General features: G+C 63.9%; 21 protein-coding genes. 14 read left to right on the forward strand and 7 right to left on the reverse strand.

The genetic code is table 11. The features are described from left to right. Window positions 1–55 precede the first annotated feature (55 nt). Both H597_RS0120810 and H597_RS0120815 read left to right on the forward strand, forming a co-directional pair. Window positions 56–592, forward strand: a complete 537-nt coding sequence (locus H597_RS0120810; protein ID WP_028103823.1) for a sigma-70 family RNA polymerase sigma factor — start codon at window positions 56–58, stop codon at window positions 590–592. Further along, window positions 589–1,377 carry a hypothetical protein gene (locus tag H597_RS0120815; protein ID WP_028103824.1) on the forward strand — a complete coding sequence of 263 codons (789 nt, stop codon included), beginning with the start codon at window positions 589–591 and terminating at the stop codon, window positions 1,375–1,377. The genes H597_RS0120810 and H597_RS0120815 overlap by 4 nt, the downstream gene beginning before the upstream one ends. Before the next feature lies 1 nt (window position 1,378). Here the strand turns inward: H597_RS0120815 and H597_RS0120820 are convergent, their stop codons facing one another. Then, entirely contained in the window at window positions 1,379–4,228 is a 2,850-nt protein-coding gene (locus H597_RS0120820; protein WP_035374833.1) for a DUF2135 domain-containing protein, read from the reverse strand. 143 nt (window positions 4,229–4,371) lie between these two features. Between H597_RS0120820 and H597_RS0120825 the strand changes: the two genes are divergently transcribed. The 6 genes from H597_RS0120825 to H597_RS0120850 all read left to right on the forward strand — a co-directional run bounded on the left by H597_RS0120825 (window position 4,372) and on the right by H597_RS0120850 (window position 10,391). After that, window positions 4,372–5,232 (forward strand): SPFH domain-containing protein, encoded by an 861-nt coding sequence (locus H597_RS0120825; protein WP_035374834.1) that lies wholly within the window; start codon window positions 4,372–4,374, stop codon window positions 5,230–5,232. Further along, the gene (locus H597_RS0120830; RefSeq protein WP_028103827.1) at window positions 5,233–5,421 is read left to right on the forward strand and encodes a type II toxin-antitoxin system antitoxin; all 189 of its coding nucleotides are present in this window, start codon (window positions 5,233–5,235) and stop codon (window positions 5,419–5,421) included. 26 nt (window positions 5,422–5,447) lie between these two features. After that, window positions 5,448–6,572, forward strand: a complete 1,125-nt coding sequence (locus H597_RS0120835; protein ID WP_154668204.1) for a hypothetical protein — start codon at window positions 5,448–5,450, stop codon at window positions 6,570–6,572. 304 nt (window positions 6,573–6,876) lie between these two features. Continuing rightward, window positions 6,877–8,592: a DEAD/DEAH box helicase gene (locus H597_RS0120840; protein WP_028103829.1), complete on the forward strand. Its 1,716-nt coding sequence runs from the start codon at window positions 6,877–6,879 to the stop codon at window positions 8,590–8,592. Between the two features lie 103 nt (window positions 8,593–8,695). Then, complete coding sequence (locus tag H597_RS0120845; RefSeq protein ID WP_028103830.1) at window positions 8,696–9,595, forward strand: L,D-transpeptidase family protein; 900 nt, start codon at window positions 8,696–8,698, stop codon at window positions 9,593–9,595. Between the two features lie 10 nt (window positions 9,596–9,605). After that, window positions 9,606–10,391 carry a M23 family metallopeptidase gene (locus tag H597_RS0120850; RefSeq protein ID WP_028103831.1) on the forward strand — a complete coding sequence of 262 codons (786 nt, stop codon included), beginning with the start codon at window positions 9,606–9,608 and terminating at the stop codon, window positions 10,389–10,391. On the opposite strand, the gene mepK is transcribed toward H597_RS0120850, so the two are convergent. Next, window positions 10,382–10,918, reverse strand: coding sequence for a peptidoglycan L,D-endopeptidase MepK (mepK, locus tag H597_RS0120855; protein ID WP_028103832.1), 537 nt, complete (start codon window positions 10,916–10,918; stop codon window positions 10,382–10,384). The two genes, H597_RS0120850 and mepK, sit on opposite strands and share 10 nt — an antisense overlap. A gap of 98 nt (window positions 10,919–11,016) precedes the next feature. Between mepK and H597_RS0120860 the strand changes: the two genes are divergently transcribed. The 5 genes from H597_RS0120860 (at window position 11,017) to H597_RS31855 (ending at window position 16,490) form a co-directional block, all read left to right on the forward strand. Continuing rightward, the gene (locus H597_RS0120860; protein ID WP_035374836.1) at window positions 11,017–11,442 is read left to right on the forward strand and encodes a MarR family winged helix-turn-helix transcriptional regulator; all 426 of its coding nucleotides are present in this window, start codon (window positions 11,017–11,019) and stop codon (window positions 11,440–11,442) included. Then, on the forward strand, window positions 11,442–12,692 hold the full coding sequence (locus tag H597_RS0120865) for an MFS transporter (RefSeq protein WP_035374837.1): 1,251 nt from the start codon (window positions 11,442–11,444) through the stop codon (window positions 12,690–12,692). Before H597_RS0120860 ends, H597_RS0120865 begins: the two co-directional genes overlap by 1 nt. 11 nt (window positions 12,693–12,703) lie before the next feature. Then, window positions 12,704–13,666 carry a LysR family transcriptional regulator gene (locus tag H597_RS0120870; RefSeq protein ID WP_028103835.1) on the forward strand — a complete coding sequence of 321 codons (963 nt, stop codon included), beginning with the start codon at window positions 12,704–12,706 and terminating at the stop codon, window positions 13,664–13,666. A gap of 203 nt (window positions 13,667–13,869) precedes the next feature. Beyond that, on the forward strand, window positions 13,870–15,153 hold the full coding sequence (locus H597_RS0120875; RefSeq protein ID WP_028103836.1) for a Glu/Leu/Phe/Val family dehydrogenase: 1,284 nt from the start codon (window positions 13,870–13,872) through the stop codon (window positions 15,151–15,153). Window positions 15,154–15,257: 104 nt separating this feature from the next. Continuing rightward, window positions 15,258–16,490 (forward strand): malic enzyme-like NAD(P)-binding protein, encoded by a 1,233-nt coding sequence (locus H597_RS31855; protein ID WP_035374917.1) that lies wholly within the window; start codon window positions 15,258–15,260, stop codon window positions 16,488–16,490. A 56-nt stretch (window positions 16,491–16,546) separates the two neighbouring features. On the opposite strand, the gene H597_RS0120885 is transcribed toward H597_RS31855, so the two are convergent. From H597_RS0120885 to H597_RS31860, 5 genes are read right to left on the reverse strand one after another with little or no spacing between them, the layout of a single operon-like run. Continuing rightward, window positions 16,547–17,731: an ABC transporter permease gene (locus H597_RS0120885; RefSeq protein WP_028103837.1), complete on the reverse strand. Its 1,185-nt coding sequence runs from the start codon at window positions 17,729–17,731 to the stop codon at window positions 16,547–16,549. Continuing rightward, window positions 17,728–18,462 (reverse strand): ABC transporter ATP-binding protein, encoded by a 735-nt coding sequence (locus H597_RS0120890; RefSeq protein WP_028103838.1) that lies wholly within the window; start codon window positions 18,460–18,462, stop codon window positions 17,728–17,730. The genes H597_RS0120885 and H597_RS0120890 overlap by 4 nt, the downstream gene beginning before the upstream one ends. Window positions 18,463–18,474: 12 nt before the next feature. After that, complete coding sequence (locus H597_RS0120895) at window positions 18,475–19,908, reverse strand: alpha/beta hydrolase (protein ID WP_035374839.1); 1,434 nt, start codon at window positions 19,906–19,908, stop codon at window positions 18,475–18,477. 36 nt (window positions 19,909–19,944) lie between these two features. Further along, window positions 19,945–20,469: a DUF2812 domain-containing protein gene (locus tag H597_RS0120900; protein WP_028103840.1), complete on the reverse strand. Its 525-nt coding sequence runs from the start codon at window positions 20,467–20,469 to the stop codon at window positions 19,945–19,947. 54 nt (window positions 20,470–20,523) lie between these two features. After that, window positions 20,524–22,356: a DUF885 domain-containing protein gene (locus H597_RS31860; protein WP_035374840.1), complete on the reverse strand. Its 1,833-nt coding sequence runs from the start codon at window positions 22,354–22,356 to the stop codon at window positions 20,524–20,526. A gap of 75 nt (window positions 22,357–22,431) precedes the next feature. Between H597_RS31860 and H597_RS0120910 the strand changes: the two genes are divergently transcribed. Continuing rightward, window positions 22,432–24,498 carry an alpha/beta hydrolase family protein gene (locus H597_RS0120910; RefSeq protein ID WP_028103841.1) on the forward strand — a complete coding sequence of 689 codons (2,067 nt, stop codon included), beginning with the start codon at window positions 22,432–22,434 and terminating at the stop codon, window positions 24,496–24,498. Window positions 24,499–24,524 lie beyond the last annotated feature (26 nt).

A 24,524-nucleotide genomic window follows, 5' to 3' on the forward strand; every position in this document is an offset into this window, starting at 1 on the left:
TGAATTGTCTACAGTGGGCGCCTTGGTTTCGCTCTAGTAGAAGCTGCCCCGCCCTATGCTTATCGAATATTCCGACGACGAACTGATGCTGCGCTACCGCGATGGCGAGTTGTCGGCTTTCCAGGAGCTGTACCGCCGCCATAGCCGCGGTTTGTACCGTTTCCTGGCCTGGCGCAGCGGGCGTACGGAATGGGCCGATGAGGTGGCGCAGGAAACCTGGCTGGCGGTCCATCACGCGCGCGAACGCTATGCTGCGCAAGGTAGCTTCCGCGGTTATCTGTTCCAGATTGGCCGGAACCGCTTGGCCGACTTGCAGCGCCAGCCCGATATCGACGATTGCGGCGATTTGAGCCATGTGCAGGATTCGGCCGAGGCGTCTGCTTTGGAGCGCCAGCAAAACCTGGCGCTGCACGCCGCCATCCGCCTCCTGCCAACAGAGCAGAAGGAGGCTTTGGTCTTGCAGCATTTCAGCGGCTTGAGCATCGATGAAATCGCGCTGGTGGTGGCGGCGCCGTCGGAGACCGTGAAGAGCCGCCTGCGCTACGCCATGCGCAAGCTGCGCGAGCAATTCAAGCAGGAGGAGACGGCATGACGCCTGTCGATAAGGAAGATTTCGAGGACGCTGAACTGGCGCGCCGCCTGTCCGCCATGCGGCAGCCGGAGCCGTCTCCGGAGCTCGATGCGGCCATCTTCGCCCAGGTGCAAAAGGACCTGGCGCCGGGTCCTGCGGCTGCCAATGATCCGGCTCCGGAACCATTGCGCCGCCCCGGCCTGCTGCACCGTTATCGCGCGCCGCTGGCGTTCGCGGCCAGCCTGGCCGGCATCGCCATCCTGCTTCCGGTCTGGCGCAGCATGCAGCAGCATGAAGTATCTCCGATCAACGATAGCAATATCATTGTTGATGAAGTGGCTGCACCGGCAGCACCGGCCCCGAATGCCAAGGCGGAGGTGCCACGCGTCTACGATAAGCCGGACAAAAAACTCGATGCTCCAGTTATGACTGGAAAGCTGACGCCACCGATGCCCAAGCCGGAAATGGCGCCCCGCGCGCCTTCGCCTGCACCCGCTGCGGCTCCGGCGCCGCCTCCACCGCCGCTCGCGGAGCAAGCCGCTGCGCCGGTGTATGCGCCGCCGCCATCTCCGGCGGCGGATGCAGCCGAGGCGCCGGCAAAGTCGGCGGCGTTGGCGCGGCCGGCAGCGCCGGCCGACGCCCGCGCTTTCTTTGAGAGCCCGAAGGAATGGCTGCAGGCTATCGAGCGCCTGCTCGATGCTGGCGACGCCCAAGCCGCGTCCGCGCAGTGGAAGCGCTTCCGTAAGGCCCACCCTGAGTATCCGGTGCCGGATACCCTGGTGGAACGCCTGAAAACGCTGGACTAGCCTACTTCGGCTTTACTTCGAATTCGCCGACAAGTACGGTGCTGCCCTGCCCTTTCAGGCGCAGGGTCACCATTTTATCGTCGGCCTTTTGCGTGCCGAAGCCGGTGGTGAAGTGCAGTTGCAGCGTCGTCGCTCCGGTCACGATTTGCTGCGCACTGCCGAAGTAGTTCACTTCCACCCTGTAGATGCCGGGCTTGGCATGCCGCAGCATGAATTCCTCCGGACCGTAGCCGCCCGTGAAGTCGAGCGACATGCGTCCGCCCTGGTACGTCAGGCGATGGCCGTAATAGGCGCGCTCGCCGTCCGGATCGATGACGTGCAGGTCCATGTCGCTGTTGTCGGCGTCCCAGGTCAGCACCACGCGCAGGTCGACCGGCAGGTTGCGCAGCAGGCGTGAATCCATGCTGCGCGTGTCGAGCGTGCGGCCGGCCGCCTTGGCGCGCGCCACGATGGCATTCAGTTCGGACAGCGCGATCAGCTCCACGTCCGCGAAGCGCCCGTCCCATGGCCGCAGCACTACCTGGTACAACTGTTCGATCGCCCGCTGTTCCTGCGCGCTGGCAGCCAGCGCCAGGCCCAGGTCGCGGAAGGATTGCGGCTCTTCTTCGGCCAGTTCCTGCACGCGCTCCAGCAGGGGGACGGCCAGCTTCGGTGCACTGGCTTCCATCAGGCGATAGGCCAGTACGCGCAGCACGTGGCGGTTCTCCAGTTCCATCTCAGCCAGGTTGGACAGCACGCGCAGGCCCAGTTCGCGCTGGCCGCGCTCCAGCATCAAGCCCGCCACGTCCAACAGGAAGGCGCTGCTGCCCACGTGCGATGGCCGTTCGTCGAGGTAGATGCGGTACATATCGCCCACCGCCGCCTTGCGCATGCGCGCCGTATAGGGTGCGTCCGGCTGCCAGGCCTTCAGCCGGACCGTGGCGCCGCCATTGATCGGCGCCGCGTCGGCTTTGTCCATCTTGCCAGCCGGTTCCGCCGCCGCAGCTGACGGGGCCGCCGGCATCCTAGCCATCGGGGCCGCCAGTGCGGGCGGTGGTGGCGCCATTACCTCGGCCTCAGGCACCATCCGCATATCGTCGCTACCCGATTTTTCCTTCTTCGGTGCGGGTGGGCGCTCTTTCGGGAATGGCTTTTCCCACCATGCCACCTTCGCCGCGAATTCGCGCACTACGTTATCGAGATGTTTGGCGCGCTGCTCCGCCACCAGGCCGCGGTTTTCGGCCCGCATCTTTTCAAAGGCGGCGATATATTTTTGCGGCGGCGTCACATCGTGGCGCACATAGTCTTCCAGGCGCTCCAGCACCAGCAGCGAGGTCTCGCGGGTCGGCAAGCCGAATTCCAGGCCGATGCGCCGGATTGCCGCGCGATTGAGTTCGTAGTTGCCCTCCAGTTGGGCGATGCGCCGGTTGGCCCACCACCAAGCGGCCAACGGATGCTGGATGCTGTTGGCGCCGCCGGCTTCGACGACAAGCTCGCTCTTCCTGCCCTGGTTTTCCAGGGCCAGCACCAGCGCCGCCGTGCCCTGCACCTTGCCGGCTACGCGCAGCAGGCCGGCGGCGGCCTGGCCATCGTCGACCACGATATCACCGGCCGGCATGCCGGAAACGCCGGCCACCCGGACGCCTTCGGTAAGCAGTTCTTGCGACGCATGCTGGGCGTCGACCGGGTCGATGGCAATGTAACGACCGCCATTCGCACCTGCCCACGCCGACAGCCGCGCCGCGTCGGCGCCTGCGCTGGAACTCAGGGTGTATAGGCGGCAAGCTTTGCCCAGTTGCGGGAAAGTGCCGTTGCCGTAGTTGCGCAGGCCATCGCTGAAGAGCAGGTATTCGTCGACATCGGCTTGCGGCTGCCAGTCCGCCAGCGCACTGGCGCCGTCATAGATGGTCGATTCCAGTTCCTGCACTAGGGTCCCCGACTGGCCTTTTGCCAGCTTGAATACCTTGACCGGCTCGGCTTTGTCGCGCAGGCGCACCAGGCGCACTTCCACGCTGCCGGCGGCGTCAAGATAGCTTGCCAGCACGCGCAGTTCCGCAGCCAGTGCGCGGTGCGCGCCGGAGCCGGAGCTGTCCCACAGCACGCCGATCACTTTCGGCAAGGGGCGCGGTTTGCGCTCGGCCGGCACCGGCACTTCGGCCATGAAGTATTGCTGACCGTTGAATTCCTCGATATAGCTGCGGGGCTTATCCTGCGCCGCCGCTACCCGCACCAGCACCTCGCCCTTGGTCTTGGATGCCGCCAGCTGCCAGCCGCCATCGGCCGGCGAGAAGCGCTCCGGCAGGCCAACGGCGACCGGCGCTTCTTCTCCGCCCATGACGCGCAGGTCAAGACTCACCGGCACGCTGAAGTGCTTCAGCGGCAGCCGGTAACTCCAGCTCTTTTGCTGGCGGGCCAGCATGGCGGCATATTTCAGCTCCACCGTCCGCGTGCCGCGGCCAGGAATCGGATAAATGCGCAGCTTGAAGTTGTTGCCCTGGGTTTGCTCCAGCAGGGCCGGGTCGACGCGGCGCCGCTCTTCCGCTTCCAGGATCTGGCGCCCGCGCTCCTTCCCGACCGGTACCGCCGGCCGCATTTCGCCTTCCACGTCCAGCGAGAAGCCCGTTACCTGCTCGCCTTCGCCGAGCGGAAACTGCAGGTCGCCCTCAAGCTGGCGCGGGTTGGGATTGTAGAAAACCAGCTTGACGCTGGTTTCGGCCATGCCGCCGGAAATGACGGTCTGCACGGCGGCGCTTTGCACCTGCACCGGCTTTTCCCCGCCGTTGATATGCGTCCGGATTAACGGCGGCGGCATTTGCGCCAGGGCTGTACCGCAGAACAGCATGCACAGCACGAATATGAGCCTTGCCAACATGATTACTCCCTTCAAAATGAACGCTCTTGAACAGGAATCGGCCGGGCCCGGAATACGGGGTTAAACAATCGCAAATAAATTGACAAACTGAAAAAGTGAGACTAAAGTGATATCACTTTGATTTACCCCACATAGGATTGATCATGACCCGCAATGAAAAGCAGTTCTCGTCTTACAGCGGCTACCTCGCGCTGATCGTGGTGATCACGCTGGCGATTCTCGCCTTCCTCATGCTGCGCGCCTTCCAGCCGGGTCTTGCGGCCATCTGCGCGGTGAGCGCCATTTTCATCGCGCCGGGCCTGTACATGCTGCAGCCGAACGAAAGCGCCGTGCTGATGCTGTTCGGCCATTACATCGGCACCGACCGCAGCGAAGGCTTGCGCTGGGCCTTCCCGCTCTACCTCAAGAAGCGCCTGTCGCTGCGCGCCCGCAACCTGATCGCGCCCACGCTCAAGGTAAACGATAAGCGCGGCAATCCGATCGAGATTTCCGCCGCCATCGTCTGGCGCGTGCGCGACACCGCGCAAGCCATCTTCGATGTGGATGATTTCGAGCGTTATGTCGCGGTGCAGGCGGAAGCGGCGATCCGCCACCTGGCTTCCCTGTATGCCTACGATGAGGGCGAAGACCTGCGCGGCGGCGAGACCACGCTGCGGTCGGGCATGGATGAAGTGGCGCACGCGCTGAAGTCCGAACTGACCGAGCGCATTGCCGCCGCAGGCGTGGAAATCATGGACGCCAAGCTGACCCACCTCGCCTACGCACCGGAAATCGCCCAGGTAATGCTGCGCCGCCAGCAAGCCGAAGCCATCATCAGCGCCCGCCAGAAAATCGTGCACGGCGCCGTCAGCATGGTGGAAGCCGCCCTGAAAGGCCTGGCCGAACGCGATATCGTCGAACTGGATGCGGAACGCAAGGCCGCCATGGTCAGCAACCTGCTGGTCGTCCTGTGCTCGGACAAGGACACCCAGCCCATTGTCAACACTGGTACGCTCTACAATTAAATGGCAAGTCCCGGCAAAAAAGCCTTTCCCCTGAGGATAGACCCGGCGCTGTGGGAGGAGTTGCAGCGTCTGGCCGCCCAGGATTTGCGCAGTGTGAACGCGGAAATCGAGTTCCTGCTGCGCGAGGCGCTGGCGCACCGGGGCATCAAGCCGAAACCAGCGAAAGAACGCCCCTCCGCCGAGGAGTGAAGCGCCCGGCCGAACAGGATTTCACCATGTACATCCGCCGCCTCTGTGTGTGCGCCGCCTTTGCGCTGCCAGCCGCCGCCTCGGCGGCGCCAATCGAAGTCAAGACCATCGCATACAAAGGCGCGTTGCCCTACGTCGTATCCGACAATCCAAGGCGCGATGCGCGCATCAACCATGCCATTTATCTGGGTGTGACCGGGCAACCCGCTCCCGCGAAATTCTCGGATGGCGTCAAGGCGCCGGAAGACCAGGACGGCGGCCCCGGCATCTCGGAAATCAGCTATTCGCTGACGCGCTCCGATGACCGCGTGCTGGCGCTCGAACTCGACTATGAAGGCTGCGGTGCCTATTGCGAGCACCAGTGGGACGTTTACAACTTCGACGCGGCCACAGGACGCATCATTTTTTATTCGGACCTGTTCACGCCGCAGGGCGGCAAGGCGCTTTTCCAGCAAAACCTCGCGAAACGCATCAACGAATACCGCCAGGCCATCGCTGAGCTGAACAAGGAAGCCGCCAGCAGGCGCCGGAAGCAAGGTATTTCCACACCCTGGCCACAGCCCAGGAGCGACAGCAAACAGGACGATGAGGAAGCGCGCATCACGGAAACCGTGGACATGTACCAGCGCTGCATCGACTCGATGCGCTCCCCCGAATACGCCAGCTACTTCACGCGAGAAAATTCCCCGCTGAAGTTGGAGGATTCATCCATCACCTTCCTGTTTGGCCGCTGCAGCAACCACGCCATGCGGGCGCTGGACGAGGTCGGCGACCAGCAAGTGGTCTATTCGATCGCGGCCCTGGCGCCGCATTTCACCGCATACGCCAAATATCTGCTGATGGGCGGTCCGCCGGCGGCTCCGCGCGCGGAGCCGTACCAGCAATTCCTGCAGGGACGCGTTGGACAGGCGGCGATCACCTTGCAGTTGTCCCGTCCCGCCAGCGATGGCGCGGTCTCGGGCAACTACTTCTATAATAAATACCGCAAGCCCATTGCGCTGGGCGGCAAAGTGACCGGCAATGCCATCGAGCTGACCGAAATCGCGAGTGCCGACAGCCCCAAGCCCCTGATTCGCGCCACCATCAAGGGCGAGTCGCTTGCGGGCCAATGGATCGGCAAGAAGACGCTCGATTTCCACGTGGGACCCTGAGTAATATTGCTTTGCCGCAAACCAAATCAAAAACTTCCGCGCGGCCGAGATTCCATGTATAATCAAACCCTTGTGCGCTGCACCAATGCCGCAGCTGAAAATAAAAACACAAATAGCAGCTTCGCAAACCTATCTGCCGCATCCCTGAACATTGGATGCCGCCTTAAAAGCCCCCCCGCCCTGTGTGTCGTAGTCCAATGACACCGTCCCGGCGCAAAGCTTTTGTGCCGAAATTTCTATACAAAATAGAGTCGTTTCGTAGTGGTTTAGCGTAGCTTTTTTTCGCTTTTTACGAAAGATATACATGACTTTTGAAGCACTTGGTCTCAACACGTCCATCCTCAACGCATTGACCGCAGCCGGCTACACCAAGCCGACCGGCGTCCAGGAGCAGGCGGTGCCTGCGGCGATTACGGGCAAGGACCTGTTGGTTTCCTCGCAAACGGGCTCCGGCAAGACCGCGGCCTTCATGCTCCCTTCGCTGCACCGCTTGGCCGCCGACGGCTTCTCCGGCAATACCGGCAAGACCGCGGCCCAGGAAGCGCAGTCGGCGCGCGCCCGCGGCGAGCGTCCACGCTTCCGCCCTGCCCAGCCTAAGATGCTGGTGCTGACCCCGACCCGTGAACTGGCCCTGCAAGTCACCACCAACACCGACAAGTATTGCTCGAACCTGCGCCAGATCCGCGCGGTGTCGATCCTGGGCGGCATGCCTTACCCGAAACAGATGCAACTGCTGGCGAAGAACCCGGAAATCCTGGTCGCCACCCCAGGCCGTCTGATCGACCATATGGAACAAGGCAAGATCGACTTCTCCCAGCTGCAGATCCTGGTGCTGGACGAGGCAGACCGCATGCTGGACATGGGCTTCATCGAAGACATCGAGAAGATCGTCGCCGCCACCCCTGATTCGCGCCAGACCATGCTGTTCTCGGCGACCCTGGACGGCGTGGTGGGCAATATGGCCCGCCGCATCACCAAGGACCCGCTGACCATCCAGGTCAACAGCACCACCACCAAGCACGAAAACATCGCCCAGCGCGTGCACTTCGTCGACGACCTGTCGCACAAGAACCGCCTGCTGGACCACCTGCTGCGCGACGAAACCATGGACCAGGCAGTGGTCTTCACCGCCACCAAGCGCGACGCCGACACCATCGCCGACCGCCTGAACATCGCCGGCTTCTCCGCCGCTGCGCTGCACGGCGACATGCACCAGGGCGCGCGTAACCGCACCCTGGACGGCCTGCGCCGCGGTAACGTGAAGGTTCTGGTTGCAACCGACGTGGCAGCACGCGGTATCGACGTACCGAACATCACCCACGTGTTCAACTACGACCTGCCGAAAGCGCCGGAAGACTATGTGCACCGCATTGGCCGTACCGGTCGTGCCGGCCGTAACGGTATCGCAGTATCGCTGGTGAACCACGCCGAGAATATGCTGGTGCGCCGTATCGAACGCCTGACCAAGCAGCCGATCCCGGTGGAAGTGATCGAAGGCTTCGAGCCTAAGCGTGCAGCGTCTGCGCGTTCGGCAACCCGTCCGGGCTGGAAACCGGGCGACGGCCGCAATGCCAAGCCAGGCCAGCGCTCCTTCTCCAATCCGCGCCCGGAAGGCGGCCACTACCGCAGCGAAGGCAACCCGTTCGGCGGCGAGCGTAAAGAAGGGGGCTACCGCAACCGCAACGAAGGCGGCTTCCGTGCCGAAGGCGGCTTCCGCACTGAGCGCACCGACGGTGGCTTCCGCAACCGTAACGAAGGCGGCGTGCGCAACGACCGCAATGAAGGCGGTTTCCGTTCCGAGCGTCCTGCGGAAGGCGGTTTCCGTAACCGCGCCGACGGCGGTGGCTTCCGTCCCGAAGGCGGTTTCCGCGCCGAGCGTCCTGCCGAAGGCGGCGTCCGCAAGGAAGGCGGCGGTTTCCGCGAGCGTGGCGAGAGCACCTTCCGCAACCGCGACCGCGATGCCGGCGGCTTCAAAGGCCCGCGCACCGACGCACCGCGCCGCCCATGGGGCGACCGCTAATCCTTAGCGCGCGATAAACAAGGCCGCCCGGGAAACCGGGCGGCCTTTTTCTTTTGTTCGCTACCGAACGGAGCAACCTCGCAAACAGCGCGACACTGCGCCCATGAGAACACCCCTGATTGCCCTTTTGATCGCCAGCACGGGCGCACACGCGGCGGCGGATTCGCCCTCCCCAACCGTGCGCGCCCAGGTGCTGCTGGACCGGGCCAACTTTTCGCCGGGCGAAATCGACGGCGCCGACGGCGGCAATACGCGCCAGGCGCTGCTCGGCTTCCAGCGCGCCCGCCACCTGCCGCAAACCGGCAAGGCGGATGGCGCCACCCTGGCCGCGCTGGACGACGGCCAGCCGGTGCTGGCCGCCTACACCGTGACCGATGCCGATGCCGCCGGGCCGTACGCTCCGGTCCCCGAGGATATGGCGGCCAAGGCAAAGCTGCCGGCGCTGGCATATGCGAGCGCGGCGGAAGCACTGGGGGAGCGCTTCCACGCCAGCCCGGCGCTACTGCGCAAGCTCAATCCCGGCAAGGATATCGAGCGCGCGGGCGAGCAGATCATGGTGCCCAATACCGCCGCCGCACCTGCCCTGCCGAAGGCGGCCAGCATCGTGGTCGACCGCAGCGACAGCACCGTCGTCTTGCTCGATGCGGACGACAAGGTGATTGCGCAAGCACCGGCCAGTTCCGGCAGCGAGCGCGATCCGCTTCCTGTCGGGCACTGGACGGTGAATGGCGTGGCGCACAACCCGCCCTTTCACTACAACCCGCAACTGTTCTGGGATGCCCGGCAGGGCGAGAACAAGGCGACCATCGCGCCCGGGCCGAACAATCCGGTCGGCGTCGTATGGATCGATTTATCGAAAGACCATTACGGCATCCACGGCACGCCCGAACCGGGCAAGATCGGCAAAACGCAGTCGCACGGCTGCATCCGGCTCACCAATTGGGACGCCGCGCGCATCGCCGCCGCCGTGGGACCGGGAACGCCGGCCGTACTGCAGGAATAAGGAGGCCACCATGCGACCACCAGGCACATTTGGCACCCTGATCATCGGCATCGTGCTGGGCGCCGCCGGCACGCTGTTGCTGATCAGCCGGGTACCGATCAAGCAACGCGAAACCGCGACAATCACCATGCCCGCCGACCGCCAGGCTCCCGCCTCCGCACCGGCTCCACTAGCCGCAATCGAACCGGCGGCCCGCCTGGCGCCTGCGCTCACGCCGGCGCAGGCCATGCCCGCCGAGCAGCCCCGCACCGCCAGCGCCGCGGGACCCGCCATACCAGGGCCCGGCAAGGATGCCGGCGACTCGCTGGCGGGCATGCACCCGGCCGACAGCAGCGGCACGGGCGGCCTGGTTGCCAGCGGCGCCGGCACCTCGCTGCTGATTCCCGTCGCGGGCATCAAGTCCGCGCAGCTGCAGGACACCTACAAGCAGCCACGCGGCCTCGAACGGATGCATGAAGCGCTCGATATTCCCGCCCCCGTGGGCACGCCGGTGTATGCCGTGGCGGATGGGCGGATCGCCAAGCTGTTCGCCAGCAGACCTGGCGGCCTGACGATCTACCAGTTCGACCCTGCGGAAAAATTCTCCTACTATTACGCCCACCTGGACCATTACGCCGCTGCCTTGAAAGAAGGCCAGCAGGTAAAACGCGGGGACCTGATCGGCTATGTCGGCGCCTCCGGCAATGCCGACCCGGCGGCTCCGCACCTGCATTTCGCCATGTTCGAGCTGGGGCCGGAAAAGCACTGGTGGCAGGGCAAGCCGGTCAATCCGTATCCGCTGCTGGCTCACCAGTGACGCACCCGGCCCGTGTCCATATGCACGAACTGCGAGTCCGGATAGTAGCCGACACCGCCGCCCTTTAACGCCAGCGCGGCCTGGTGCAAACGTTCCAGGTCGCGGCCCGGGATGCGCACATCGATCGCCTTCCCTTCCATATGCAGGCTATGTTTGGCCACGCCGCCGCTGGACTCGGCCAGCATCTGGTTGCTTTCCGGCGAGCGGTAGCCGGAAATCACATGGATCACTTCGTGGTTGCTGAACTGGGAACTGACTCGGTCGAGCAGCAACAGCAAGCCGGGATTCATGGCCGCGACCTTGTCGTTGCGGTGGTCGCGCAGCAGGTGGTTGATGTCTTGCAGCGCTTCGGGAATGAATTGGCCCTCCGCCCAGAACAGGGTGCGCAGGGTTTCGCCAGTATGCGTATTGTAGAAGCGCAGGCTGCGCTCATGCGGCGCTGCAATGGCGGCGCGCGCCATCGACGGCAGGGCCAGGGCCGATGCCAGCGCCACGGAACTCTTCAGGAATGACCTGCGCTTATTCATGACGTCAGCATAGCGCTGACACCGGTTTCATGTTTTTATGGCGCGCGGCAAGAAGTTTCTATATACTTGACTACTCAACCACCTATCAATGATCGATCATGGAAAACGCACTCGAATTTTGCCTGCGCCTGGCGCGCGCCCACGCCACCATTATTCGCCGCCTGGATACCGTCCTGGGCGGCCACCATGGCCTGAGCTTCGGCGATTTCATGCTGCTGCAAAGCCTGTCCACCGCCCCGGGCGGCCGCCTGCGCCGCGTGGATCTGGCCGAACGCCTGGGCCTGACCGCGTCCGGCGTCACGCGCACCCTGCTGCCGCTGGAAAAGACCGGCTGGGTGGCGCGCCAGGCCGATGAACGCGATGCGCGCGTCGGCTTCGCCGTCATCACCCCGGCCGGCCATGTCCTGCTGGACAACGCCCTGCGCACCGCCAACGAATATGCGGCCGACCTGCTGCGCCATTCGTCGGATGAGGAACTGGAGCCGCTGAACGCGGTTCTCGGCAACCTGATAGGACCCCAATAATGTCACCCAGCCTTAAAACCAACGCGAACTTCCGCTGGCTGCTGTCCGGCGCCACCCTTTCCATGCTGGGCGACCAGCTCACGCTCATCGCCCTGCCCTGGCTGGTGCTCAAACTGACCGGCGACCCGCTCTCGCTCGGGCTGGTGCTCGCCCTGCTCGGCGCGCCGCGCGCCATCTTCATCCTGATCGGCGGTGCGGTGGTGGACCGCTATTCGCCCCAGCGCATACTCATGCTGACCAAGCATGCCAGTACCTTGCTGGTCGGCGCCCTGGCGGTGCTCACGTTCACCGGAGCGGCGACGCTGCCGCTGGTGTATGCGTTGTCGCTCGGCATAGGCCTGGCACAGGCATTCGCTTACCCGTCCGGCAGCTCGATCATGCCGCGCGCCATCCCGCCGCAACTGCTGCAAGCGGCCAACGGCGCCGTCATGGGCGTGCGCCAGGTCGGCATGCTGGCGGGGCCGCTGCTGGCCGCGCTGCTGCTGGCCATCGGCGACGCGGGCGGCGCCGATGGCGGCATGCGCGCACTGGGCCTTGCCTTTGCCTTCGACGGCCTGAGTTTCGTCGTTTCGGCATGGACCCTGTCGCGCGTGGTGCCGTTGACCAGCGCCGCCCCTTCCGTACCGCAAAACGTCCTGCGTGCCATCGGCGAAGGCTTGCTGACCGTCTGGCGCGACATCGAAATGCGCACCTGCTTCGCCTACTGGGGCCTGGTATCGGTACTGATCGGCGGCACCATGCAGGTCGCCCTGCCCGTACTGGCCAAGGAGCGCCTGCACGACGGTTCCGCCTTCGGCATGTTGATGGCGGCGCATGGCGCGGGCATGCTGGCGGGGATGGCGTTTTCAGGCATGACCGCCAAGCTTAACGCCGGCAAGCCTGTGCGCATCGGCCTGCTCGCACTGTCGGTCGATGCGATGGCCGGTTTGCTGGTCATGCCGCTCGGCCTGATCACTGCCGCCTGGCAGGGCGGCTTGCTGCTGCTCTCGCTCGGCGCTTTGGTGGGACTGGTGCAAGTCGCCGTGTTCACCTGGCTCCAGAAACGCGTGCAGCCGCAAATGATGGGCCGCATCATGAGCATCTTCATGTTCATCCTGTTCGGCCTGGCGCCGCTGTCGTCGACCGCCACCGGGTGGATCCTGCAGCAGGCAACGCTGCCGCAAATGTTCCTCGGTAGTGGCGCTGTGCTGGTGGTTTGCGCTACGCTCGCATTGTTGTTCACACCGATGCGCCGCATTGCAACCGCCTAGGATCACCAAACATGGAAACAAAATGGCTGGAAGACTTCATCTCCCTGGTCGAAACGAATAGCTTCAGCCGCTCCGCCCAGCTGCGCCATGTGACGCAGCCGGCGTTCTCGCGGCGCATCCAGTCGCTGGAAAACTGGCTGGGCATGGATCTGATCGACCGCACCTCCTACCCGACGCGCGTGACGCCGGCGGGGCTGGTGTTCTACGAACAGGCGCTGGAGATGCTAAGCCAGATCAACGGCGTGCGCGAGCTGTTGCGCGGCAAGCGCGCGGCGGCGCAGAACAGCATCGACCTGGCGGTGCCGCATACGCTGTCGCTGACCTTCGTCCCGAAATGGATCACGCGGCTGGAGGAGGAGTTCGCGCCGATTAATTCGCGCCTGATCGCGCTAAACGTGCACGATGCGGTGCTGCAGCTGGTGGAAGGCGGCTGCGACCTGCTGCTTTGCTATCACCATCCGCGCCAGCCGGTGCAGCTCGATCCGGGGCGCTACGACATGCTGGTGCTGGGCCGCGAGGCCTTGCGCGCCTACGCCCGCTGCGACAAGGCCAAGCAGCCGGAGTTCGTGCTGCCCGGGCGGAAGACGTCGCCGCTGCCCTTCCTCTCGTACACCACCAACGCCTACCTGGGGCGCATGGTGGACCTGATCGTATCGGACGCCAAGCAGACTTTGCACCTTGAGACGCACTACGAAACCGATATGGCCGAAGGCCTGAAAATGATGGCGCTGGAGGGGCGCGGGATCGCCTTCCTGCCCGAATCGGCGGTGACGCGCGAAGTGAAGCAAAAGCTGCTGGCGCCGGCCGATGGCGGGCGCGAGGAGTTCGGCATCGAAATGGAGATCCGCCTGTACCGCGAACGGCCAAGCACGGCGCGGCCCGGCAAGGCGATCGTGGCGCGCCTGTGGGACCACCTGGCGGAAATACAAAAGCCGGCGTCGGCCAAGCGCCGGGTTCCAGCCTCGGACCGTTAAAGCCGGCCAATGACGGCCGCGTATCGGTGTCTGCCCCTGCGGGTCGGACACCGGGGTACAGCTTTGTAGTTTTAGTTCAAAAGCAATGCCATTCCGACAGGTTATGCAAAATTTGCATAACCGGATGCGCACTCGGCATTGGCTTCCGGAATTGTGCAGGTCTAAGATTCGCCGCGTTACCGAACAACTGAGCGAGTCACACAATGACCAACCACGCCTTGCCTTCTTACCTCAACGCCGAAGATCTCGGTCCTTGGGGCCAGTACCTGAAACAGATTGATCGCGTCACCCCTCACCTGGGCAACCTGTCCCGCTGGGTGGAAACCCTGAAGCGCCCGAAGCGTATCCTGGTTGTCGACGTTCCGATCGAACGTGACGACGGCACGATCGCCCACTACGAAGGCTATCGCGTTCAGCACAATATGTCTCGCGGCCCTGGCAAGGGTGGCGTACGCTTCCATCAGGATGTCACCCTGTCGGAAGTAATGGCCCTTTCGGCATGGATGACGGTGAAAAACGCCGCCGTCAACGTGCCATACGGTGGCGCAAAAGGTGGTATCCGTGTCGATCCGAAGACCCTGTCCAAAGGTGAACTGCAGCGCCTGACCCGCCGCTACACCAGCGAGATCAGCCTGATCATCGGACCGACCAAGGATATCCCTGCGCCGGACGTCAACACCAACGAACAGGTGATGGCTTGGATGATGGACTCCTACGCCATGATCGAAGGCAACCTGTCGACTGGCGTTGTGACCGGCAAGCCAATCTCGATGGGCGGCTCCCTGGGCCGTCGTGAAGCAACCGGCCGCGGCGTGTTCGTGACCGGCCGTGAAGCTGCTGCAAAGCGCGGCGTCGCAATTCCTGGTGCACGCATTGCGATCCAGGGCTTCGGCAACGTCGGCGGTATCGCCGCCAATATGTTCGCAGAAGCGGGCTCCAAGATCATCGCAGTGCAGGATCACACCGGCACCGTGGTGCACCAGGGCGGCCTGAATGTGGAACAGCTGCACAAGCACGTAGCCGAAACCGGCGGCGTGGCAGGCTTCCCGGGCGCTGAAGCAACCCAGGACCGCGATTCCTTCTGGGGCATCGAGTCCGACATCCTGGTTCCGGCAGCACTGGAACAGCAGATCACCGCAAAGAACGCGGGCCAGATCCGTACCAAGATCATCCTGGAAGGAGCCAACGGCCCGACCACCCCTGAAGCGGACGACATCCTGAACGAAAAAGACATCCTGATCGTTCCGGACGTGCTGTGCAACGCCGGCGGCGTGACCGTGTCCTACTTCGAATGGGTGCAGGACTTCTCCTCCTTCTTCTGGAGCGAGGAAGAGATCAATGCACGCCTGACCCGCATCATGCAGGACGCGTTCAACTCCGTCTGGGAAGTGTCGCAAGAGAAGAAGGTTTCGCTGCGCACCGCAACCTTCATCCTGGCATGCACCCGCGTGCTGGCTGCCCGCGAAGTACGTGGCCTGTACCCGTAATCAAACATCAAGCCGGGCGCCCGCGTAGCGCCCTGCCAAGCACGCCCGCTCAGGCCATACCGGCTTGAAGCGGGCGTTTTTCGCAGAACAAAAGGAGAAGCAGCATGAGCAGTCTTGAACAAAAGGCGCTGGAATACCACAAGGCCGGCACGCCGGGCAAAGTGGCTATTGCGGTGACCAAGAGCGTCGCCAGCCAGGACGACCTGGCCCTTGCCTACTCGCCTGGCGTAGCGGCGCCTTGCGTGGAAATCGCACGCGATCCGGCGCTGGCCTATGAATACACCGCCAAGGGCAACCTGGTTGCCGTGATCACCAACGGCAGCGCGGTCCTGGGCCTGGGCAATATCGGCGCGCTGGCCGGCAAGCCGGTCATGGAAGGCAAGTCCATTCTGTTCAAGAAATTCGCAGGCATCGACTCCTTCGACATCGAACTGGACGAATCCGATCCGGATAAGCTGGTCGACATCATCGCCGCCATGCACCCTACCTTCGGCGGCATCAACCTGGAAGACATCAAGGCGCCCGAATGCTTCTACATCGAGCGCAAGCTGCGTGAACGCCTGAGCATTCCGGTATTCCACGACGACCAGCACGGCACGGCCATCGTGGTCGGCGCCGGCATGCTGAACGCCGTCGAACTGACCGGCCGCGACATCGCCGACGTGAAGATCGTCTGCTCCGGCGCCGGCGCGGCGGCCATCGCCTGCCTGGACCTGCTGGTCGACATCGGCGCGCGCCGCGAGAACATCTTTGTATGCGACTCCAAAGGCCTGCTGACCAAGGCGCGCAAGCTGACCGGCGAAAAAGCCGACTGGGCGCAGGACACCACGGCCACCACCCTGTCGGACATAATGGATGGCGCGGACGTATTCCTCGGCGTATCCGGCCCGGGCGTACTGTCGCAAGCCGACGTGCAGCGCATGAAAAAGCAGCCGATCGTCTTCACCCTGGCCAACCCGGAACCTGAACTGCGCCCGGAACTGGTGCGCGAAGTGGCGCCCGACGCGATCATCGCCACCGGCCGCTCGGACTATCCGAACCAGATCAACAACGCGCTGTGCTTCCCATACCTGTTCCGTGCCGCGCTGGACACCGGCGCCACCACGATCAACCAGGAAATGAAGCGCGCCTGCGTCACCGCGCTGGCCGGCCTGGCCCGCAGTGACGTCCGTTTCGGCAAAGACTATGTCGTACCGGGCCTGCTGGACGACCGCATGCTGCCGACCGTCACGCCGAAGATCGCCGCCGCCGCAATGCGCAGCGGCGTCGCCCGCAAAGAGCTGGACATGACCGCCTACTTCGAGCGCCTGGAAGCACTGGGCAAGACGCTTCTGTAATTAAAGCCGGGGTCAGCTCTGGCAATCGGACAAATTGCCCGAGCTGCCCCCGACTTTCAAACACCTAGTACGTATTTCTCGCTGCCCATCCTGCGGGCGGCGAAGGCCACGGCCGCTGCCGCCAGTACCAGCGGCAAGGCACAGGCCAGCACATAAGGCATAACACCCAGCGACTGTCCCGTCGCCAATGCCTGGAACATGGTCTGGTTCGACAGCAGCGGCACCGCATACATCCAGTTCTGCGTGCTCAACTCCAGCGCCGGCACGATAAAGACCGGCAGCATTGGGATGAAGGTCACGATGCCCGCAGTCGCCTGTGCTTCCTTGAAGGTACGGGAATTCATCGCCATTGCAATCTGCATGGCCCCCACCATCAGGCAAAGCGGCAGCGCAGCCACAATCACCAGCAGCAGCGTCGGAATATCGACGCGCCATGACAGGCCGATTTCTTCCAGCGGCAGGTATTTCAGCACCGCGTGCGCGACACTCAGCTCGAACGCCAGCCCGATTGCCGCCAGCGCAGCCGCCGCCAGCCATTTTCCGGCCACCAGGTCGATGGCCCGCATTGGCTGCGAGATCAGCACTTCCAGAGAGCGGCGTTCGCGTTCGCCTGCCGTGCTGTCGATGGCTGCCGCCAGGCCGAATATGCACACTGGCACGAAGAACATGCCGAGGAAGATGCCGATGCGCGTATTCGCGCGGGTCAGGCTGTCCGCCGTGTCGAAGCGCTGCAGGGCCAGGGGCGACAGCGTGGCGGGCGAAACACCGTGGGCCAGCAGGCGCGCACTGGCGATACCGTTGCCGTAATCGCGCAGCATGGTCTCCAGTTCGCGGCGCTGCGATTGCTTTTCCACCGACGAATCGAACCATATCTCAAGCGGTGCGGGACGCAGGTCGCTATAGTATTCGCCGAACTTTTCGCCCAGCTTCAACACTGCCGCAATTTTCTTCTCGGCCAGCATCGCGCCGATTTCGCCTTCACTCATGGCGTCCTTCGCGGTGATGTTGACGCTATTCTGGCGCAGGTAGCTGACCAGGTTCGGCGCCTGCGCGGCGCCCACCACCACGATGTCGATGCCGCTTCGTTCGGTGCGCGTCGCTTTCCGGATCTGGGTATGCAGCATGAATCCGACCAGCGCCGGATACATGAACACAAACATGAGCAGCATGTTCAGCGTGCGCTTGTCGCGCAGCGCTTCCTTCAGCTCCTTGATCATCACAACTACGAATTGCGGCATCATGCTGCGATCCCCTCTTCCGTGCCGACCAGGTGGACGAAGGCGTCCTCCAGGTTGGCGATCCCAGTTTGTTCGCACAGCTGCATTGGCGTACCTTGCGCCACCGTGCGTCCGTTGGCGATGACGATCACGTCGTCGCACAGATTGGTCACTTCCTGCATCACGTGGGTTGCCAGGATGATGCTGCAGCCCTCCTCGCGCAGCGTGGCCAGGGCGCGGCGCAGGGCGCGCGTGCTCATAACATCGAGGCCTCGGGTCGGCTCATCCAGCAGCAGGTTGCGCGGACGGTGCAGCAGCGTGCGCGCCAATGCGACCTTGATACGCTGGCCTTGCGAGAAGCCTTTGCAATGACGGTCAAGGAATTCGCCCAGCCCCAGCAGTTCGGTGACTTCTTCGATGCGGCGCTTGATCGCCGCCTTGTCCATGCGGTTGATCTGGCCGAAGTACTCCAGGTATTCGCGCGTGGTCAGGCGCTCATACAATCCAAACTGGTCGGTCAACAGGCCGACATTGCGGCGCGCGCCCATCGGGTCGACGTCCGGGTCGATGCCGTCGATGCTGACGGCGCCGCGGTCGCGTTTGAGCAGGCCGACCAGGGTGCGCATCAGCGTCGTCTTGCCGGCGCCGTTCGGTCCCAGCAACGCTGTGGCGCGGCCGTCGGCGACGCTGAAGCTGACGCCGGCCAGCGCAGGGAAGTCGCCGAAGCTCTTATGGACATTTTCTACGTGGATCATGTTTCGGTCCTTTCAGGGATTGGCGCCGGCATGGCCAAGCTGGAACGGCATCGCGGCGATTTCGCGCAGGCAGGCCTGGTCGGGCGCCTGTTCCGGCTTGTCCAGGAACTCGCGCATCAGGCGCGGCATGCAGCCCAGGCGGGAAACGCCATGGCCGGCGTTGGCGACCACGATCATCCGCGCCTTGCTCATGGCCTTGGCGGCGCTTTCGGCGCGGCGCGGCGGTGTGACCGGGTCCTGTGCGCCCGACAACAGCAGGGTCGGCGCGGCGATCGGCGTGACTGCCTGCGCCGGAACGGGGGGCACCTTCAGCAGCGGACAGACGGCGGCGATGCGGCCGGCGTAGCCGCGCAGGAAGGAGCCCTTCTCATCGGCGGCGCGCGCTTCGTCCGTCAGGCGCGGCATGTCTTCACCGCACACCACGGCCAGGTAGAGCGGCATGGACAGCAGCCCTTCCGGCGAGTAATCGCTGGCGACATAGGAACGCGCCAGGAACGGCCCCCAATTGCCTTCATAGGCGTTGTGGATGATGTAAGGCAGGCGGTTGCCGTCCTGCGGCGAATACAGGGTCGCGTGGATCACCGAGACGAAGCGCAGGTTGGTCAGCGGCAGCTGCACCCGCTTCATTGTGCGCGGGTGGGCGAAGTCCAGTTTCACAGCGCCGGAATTGACGCGCGCCAGCAGCGTCTCGAATTCCTTCTGCAGCTGGGGATAGGCCTTGGCGCAGGCATTGTCCTGCGCGCAGCGCTTGAAGACGCCGTCCAGCGCCTGCTGCGCATCCTGGCCGCCGGCCGGAATCACCTGCTCCGGCGCCGCGACGCCGTCCAGGATCAGGGTGCGCACACTGTCCGGGTAGCTGCGCGCATAGTGCTGGCCGAGGCGGGTACCGTAGGATCCGCCGAAGATATTCACTTTGCCGTAGCCAAGCGCCAACCGCACCTGCTCGATATCGGCCGCCGCATTGGCCGTTGTATAAGCGGCCAGCGGCTGCTTGAGCGCGGCCACGCATTTCACGACCGCCTCGTTCATCTGGCTATCGGTGTTGGCGTCGTCGATCTGCGTCCCTTCGCAGCGCAGCTTGCCGGACAGGCCGGTGCCGCGCTGGTCGATAAAGACAATGTCGCGCGTGGCGCGCATGCGCCTGAAGGTCGAATCCAGTAGCACCACGACGTCGGATCCCGCCTCGCCCGGGCCGCCGGCCAGCACGAATACCGGATCGCTATTGGGAACAGGGCGGAAGGCAGGCGCCACCGCCACGTGCAGTTTGAGCTGGCCGGCGTCCTTGCGCTGCGGGTCGAGCGGCACGCTGATATCGTGGCAACGCAAAGCCTCTTCGCTGCCGCGCAAATGACAGCCGCGCCCCGACTGGGCCGCCGCTTTCGCATCGAGCGCCATCAGCGCCAGCAGCGTAAGGGCGAGCGCCACCCATGAAACACGTAATTTCATCAGAAAACTCCTCGGTCGGTAAATTGAAGCGGGCGCTCAGGCCTCGCGCATCTTCAGGCTTCGCAAGCGCTTGATGAGCCGCACGATGCAGTAGGCGGAAAGCAGTTGCACACCGATGATGACGGCGACCGCGCCGGGGGTCTTGCCCCACCGGTCGTGAATGCGCATCACAGTGAAGGGCAATTGCAGCACCATAGGCACGACGAACAGCCAGATCAGGTACTTGTACTTGCGGCTCATGGATTCGACATCGGTGAAAATCTCCGCCGATTGCCCCATGCCCGCCGGCGCGCGCCAGAACTGCCAGCCAAGCAGCTGGTCGACGTGCTCCCAGCCCGCATCCTTGAACAACTGCAGGTAATGCGGATCGACGCGGGTCAGGCGGAAATCGATGCGGTAGTTCACTTCCGCCGGTTCGCCGCGCTCGAAATAGAAGGCAGTGCGCATACAGTTGACGCGCTTGAAATGCAAACCTTCGCGCGCCATCTGTTCGAGCCAACGCTCGATTGCGTGGTCGGCATCATCCCAGAACCACCTGATTTTCCGTACTAGCTTGGTCATATATCGGTCATCGCTATATCGATGACCGATATATTAGCATTTGAGTAAAGCTTGTCAATGCCGCTGTTGCGAAGCGATCCAATCGTCCACCACGCGCTCGAGGACGGTCATGGGCAAGGCGCCGTGGCCCAGCACCTCGTCGTGGAATGCCTTCAGGCCGAATTTATCGCCCAATTCGCTGCGCGCCTTTTCGCGCAAGCCGAGAATGGACAGCATGCCGACCTTGTAGGCCAGCGCCTGGCCCGGCGCGACGATATAGCGCTCCACTTCCGCCGTCGCTTCCTGCTCGCCCATGCCGGCATTCTCCATCATGTACTCGATGGCCTCCTCGCGCGACCAGTGCTTGTAGTGGATGCCGGTATCGACCACCAGCCGCGCGGCGCGCATCATGTCGTCGCGCAGGCGGCCCAGCTGGTCCAGCGGATCCGGCGTCAGGCCCATCTCGGACGCCAGCCGTTCCGCGTACAGGCCCCAGCCTTCCTGGTATGCCGAAAACGTGATGACGCGGCGGAAAAACGGCACACCTTTCATTTCCTGCGCCAGCGACACCTGAAAATGATGGCCCGGCATGACTTCATGGAAGACCGTGCTGCGCATGCCGAACTTCGGCACATCCTTCACCGAGCGCAGGTTCGCATAGAAGACGCCTGGACGGGTGCCATCCATCGAACCGGGAATGTAATAGGCGCTGGGCGCCGTGGCCGCCGATTCCGCCGGCGCCGCGCGCACCTCGATTGCGGTTTTGGGATGCACGCTGAACACGCCTGCCAGCTTTTCGTCAGCCTCCTTCATGATGGCCCGGTACTGGTCGAGCATCTGCTTGCGGCCTTCCTCGGTATCGGCGTAGCGGTACTTCGGATCGCGCTGCAGGCGCAGCATCCGTTCGCCGACGCTGCCCTCCTCCAGCCCCAGCTGGCGCAGCAGGCGGTCCATGATGCCGGTCAGGCGGTCGACATCGGCCAGGCCCAGTTCATGCACGCGCTTCGGCGTCAGCATGGTTGACGTGTGATAGCGCACGCACCATGCGTAGTACGCGTCGCCGCCAGGCAGCGACCAGGCGCCGTCGTTGGCGTGCACGCGGCCCTGCAGGGCGACGAAATAGCGCACCAGCTCGGCGTATGCCGGATACACGCTTTTCTGGATCGCCTCGGCCACGCCCTGCAATAGCTCGGCGCGCACTTTCTCGTCCATCTCGGCCAGCGGGATCGCATCCAGCTTGGCCTTGAAGCTGGTGTAGAGCATATTTTCGCGCGCAGGATGGCCGGCGAAGCCGTGCATCTGCAGCAGCACTTTCTCAACCAGGAATTGCGGCGGCAGGATGCCGGCTGCCTGCTGCGCGCGCAAGCCCTCGATCACCTGCTCGAACTTGAGCGGGAATTTCCGCAGGCGGGAAATATAGTCCTCCGCCTCCGCGCGCGAGCTGACACGGTGCACGTCGGCCATGAATTCGGGCAGCGCGCTTTGCAGGCCGTAGACCTGGTTGATCGGGAACTCGTGCAGCTGGAAGCGCTCGCCGTCGACCTGGGTGCTCAGGTAGTAATGCAGGGTATCGTAGGACAGCTGCGCCTCGCGTCCCAACTGGTCGCGGTCGTAGCGGTCCAGCATGGCCAGGTTGTCCTTCATGTCCTGGTAAATTTCGCGCTTGTGCTGCGGCGATTCGTCATCCAGGCGCGCGCTGTGAAAATCAAGCCAGGCGGGCAGCACCCTCAGCTTCGACATCATCTCCGGGCTTTTCAATGCCGACGCCGCGAAGGCCCGCATGTAAAACCATTCGAGCTTCAGCGGCTTCGAATACCACGTTTGTGTCAACAGCACCGCGCCGGCGCACAAGGCGGCCGTCACCCCCGTCAGTCCCCAGACCGCAATTTTCCTGGTATTGATCTCCATGCGGGAAATATTACAGTATCATGCCGCTTGGCCGGCCAACCGCCGGCAGATTTGATAATAGACCGGAGATCCCGAATGACCTTACGCCTGCTGGTAATGGGCGCCGCCATCGCTGCGGCAACCACTGCTGTTGCCGCCCCGCGCGGCCTGACCGTTGAAGACCTCGCGAGCATGGACCGCGTCGGCAGCCCAGTGCTGTCGCCGGACGCGAGCCGCGTGGTATACACCGTCCGCGCCACGAATATGGAAAAGAACCGCGGCATCACCCAGCTGTGGATGATCGACCTGAAAGCCGCCAAGCCGGTCCCGGTCCAGCTGACCCAGCATGATTCCAGCAGCAGCCAGCCGCAATGGTCGCCGTCCGGCGACGCGCTCTACTTCGTCAGCGGCCGTTCCGGCTCCGCGCAAGTATGGCGCCTGCCGATGAACGCCGGCGGCGAAGCCTTGCGCGTCACCGACTACCCGATCGGCGTGGAGAGCTACCGCCTGTCGCCGAAAGGCGACCGTCTGGCCATGGCCTTCGAGGTGTACCGCGATTGCGCCGACCTCGATTGCAGCAAGAAGCGCCTGGACGACAAGGCCAAGAACAAGGCCACCGGCACCGTGTACAACGAAATGTTCGTGCGCCACTGGGACACCTGGGCCGACGGCCGCCGCAATGTGCTGTATTCGGCGCCGATCGACGCCGCCGGCAAGGCCGGCGCAGCGCTCAGCCTGAGCGGCTCGCTCGACGGCGACGTGCACGCCAAACCGTTCGGCGACAACGCCGACTACCAGTTCTCGCCCGATGGCCAGAAAGTCGTGTTCTCCGCGCGCGTGGCCGGCAAGTCCGAATCCTGGTCCACCAACTTCGACCTGTACGAAGTCCCTGCCGCCGGCGGCGCCGCCCCGCGCAACCTGACTGCCGAAAATCCGGCATGGGACGCCAAGCCATCCTTCTCCCCGGACGGCAAGACCCTGGCCTACCTGATGATGAAGCGCCCGGGCTTTGAAGCGGACCGCTTCCACCTGGTGCTGATGGATGTCGCCAGCGGCAAGAAGCGCGTGCTGGCCCAGGAGTGGGACCGCTCCATCGCCGACTACAAATGGCGCGCAGACGGCAAGGCCCTGCTGGCCAACGCCGACGATATCGGCAACCACCGCCTGTTCTCGCTGGATGCCGCGTCCGGCAAGGTCAGCGCGCTGACCGGCAAAGGCTACGCCGGCGAATTCGACACCCAGAAGGACGTCGTCATCTCGGCCCAGGCCTCCCTGGGCGGCGGCGCGCAACTGGTCAAGCTGAAGACCGAAGGCGCCGAGCAGAAAGGCACGCAGCTGACTTGGGCCAATGCCGAGCGTCTGAAAGACGTGAAGATGGCGGACTACGAACAGTTCTCCTTCAAGGGCGCCAACGGCGAAACCGTGTACGGCCACGTGATGAAGCCATGGAACTACGAAGCGGGCAAGAAATACCCGGTCGCCTTCCTGGTGCACGGCGGCCCGCAAGGCAGCTTCGGCAACGCCTGGAGCTACCGCTGGAACCCGCAGGTGTACGCCGGCGCAGGCTACGCCACCGTCTTCATCGACTTCCACGGCTCGACCGGCTACGGCCAATCCTTCACCGACTCGATCAGCGGCGACTGGGGCGGCAAACCGCTGGAAGACCTGCAGAAAGGCCTGGCGGCAGCCGTGTCCAAGTATGAATTCCTGGACGGCCAGAACGCCTGCGCCCTGGGGGCCTCCTACGGCGGCTACATGATGAACTGGATCGAGGGCAACTGGAGCGACGGCTTCAAGTGCATCGTCAACCACGACGGCGTGTTCGACCAGCGCGGCATGGCCTACTCCACCGAAGAACTGTGGTTCACCGAATGGGACAACGGCGGCACATACTACGACAACCCGAACGGCTACGAAAAATGGAACCCGGTGCACCACGTGGCAAAGTGGAAGACCCCGATGCTGGTGGTACAGGGCGACCTGGACTTCCGCATCCCGACCGCGCAAGGCCTGGGCACGTTCGCAGCCCTGCAGCGCCGCGGCATCGAATCCAAGCTGCTGGTATTCCCGGACGAAAACCACTGGGTCCTGAAGCCCGCCAACTCGATCCTGTGGCACCACACCGTGATCGGCTGGCTGGACGACCACCTGAAGAAGAACTAATCGGCGTCAGGATATCGTTTTAAAAG

The organism is Pseudoduganella violaceinigra DSM 15887, from assembly GCF_000425385.1.
GTDB classification, from domain to species: Bacteria; Pseudomonadota; Gammaproteobacteria; order Burkholderiales; family Burkholderiaceae_D; genus Rugamonas; species Rugamonas violaceinigra.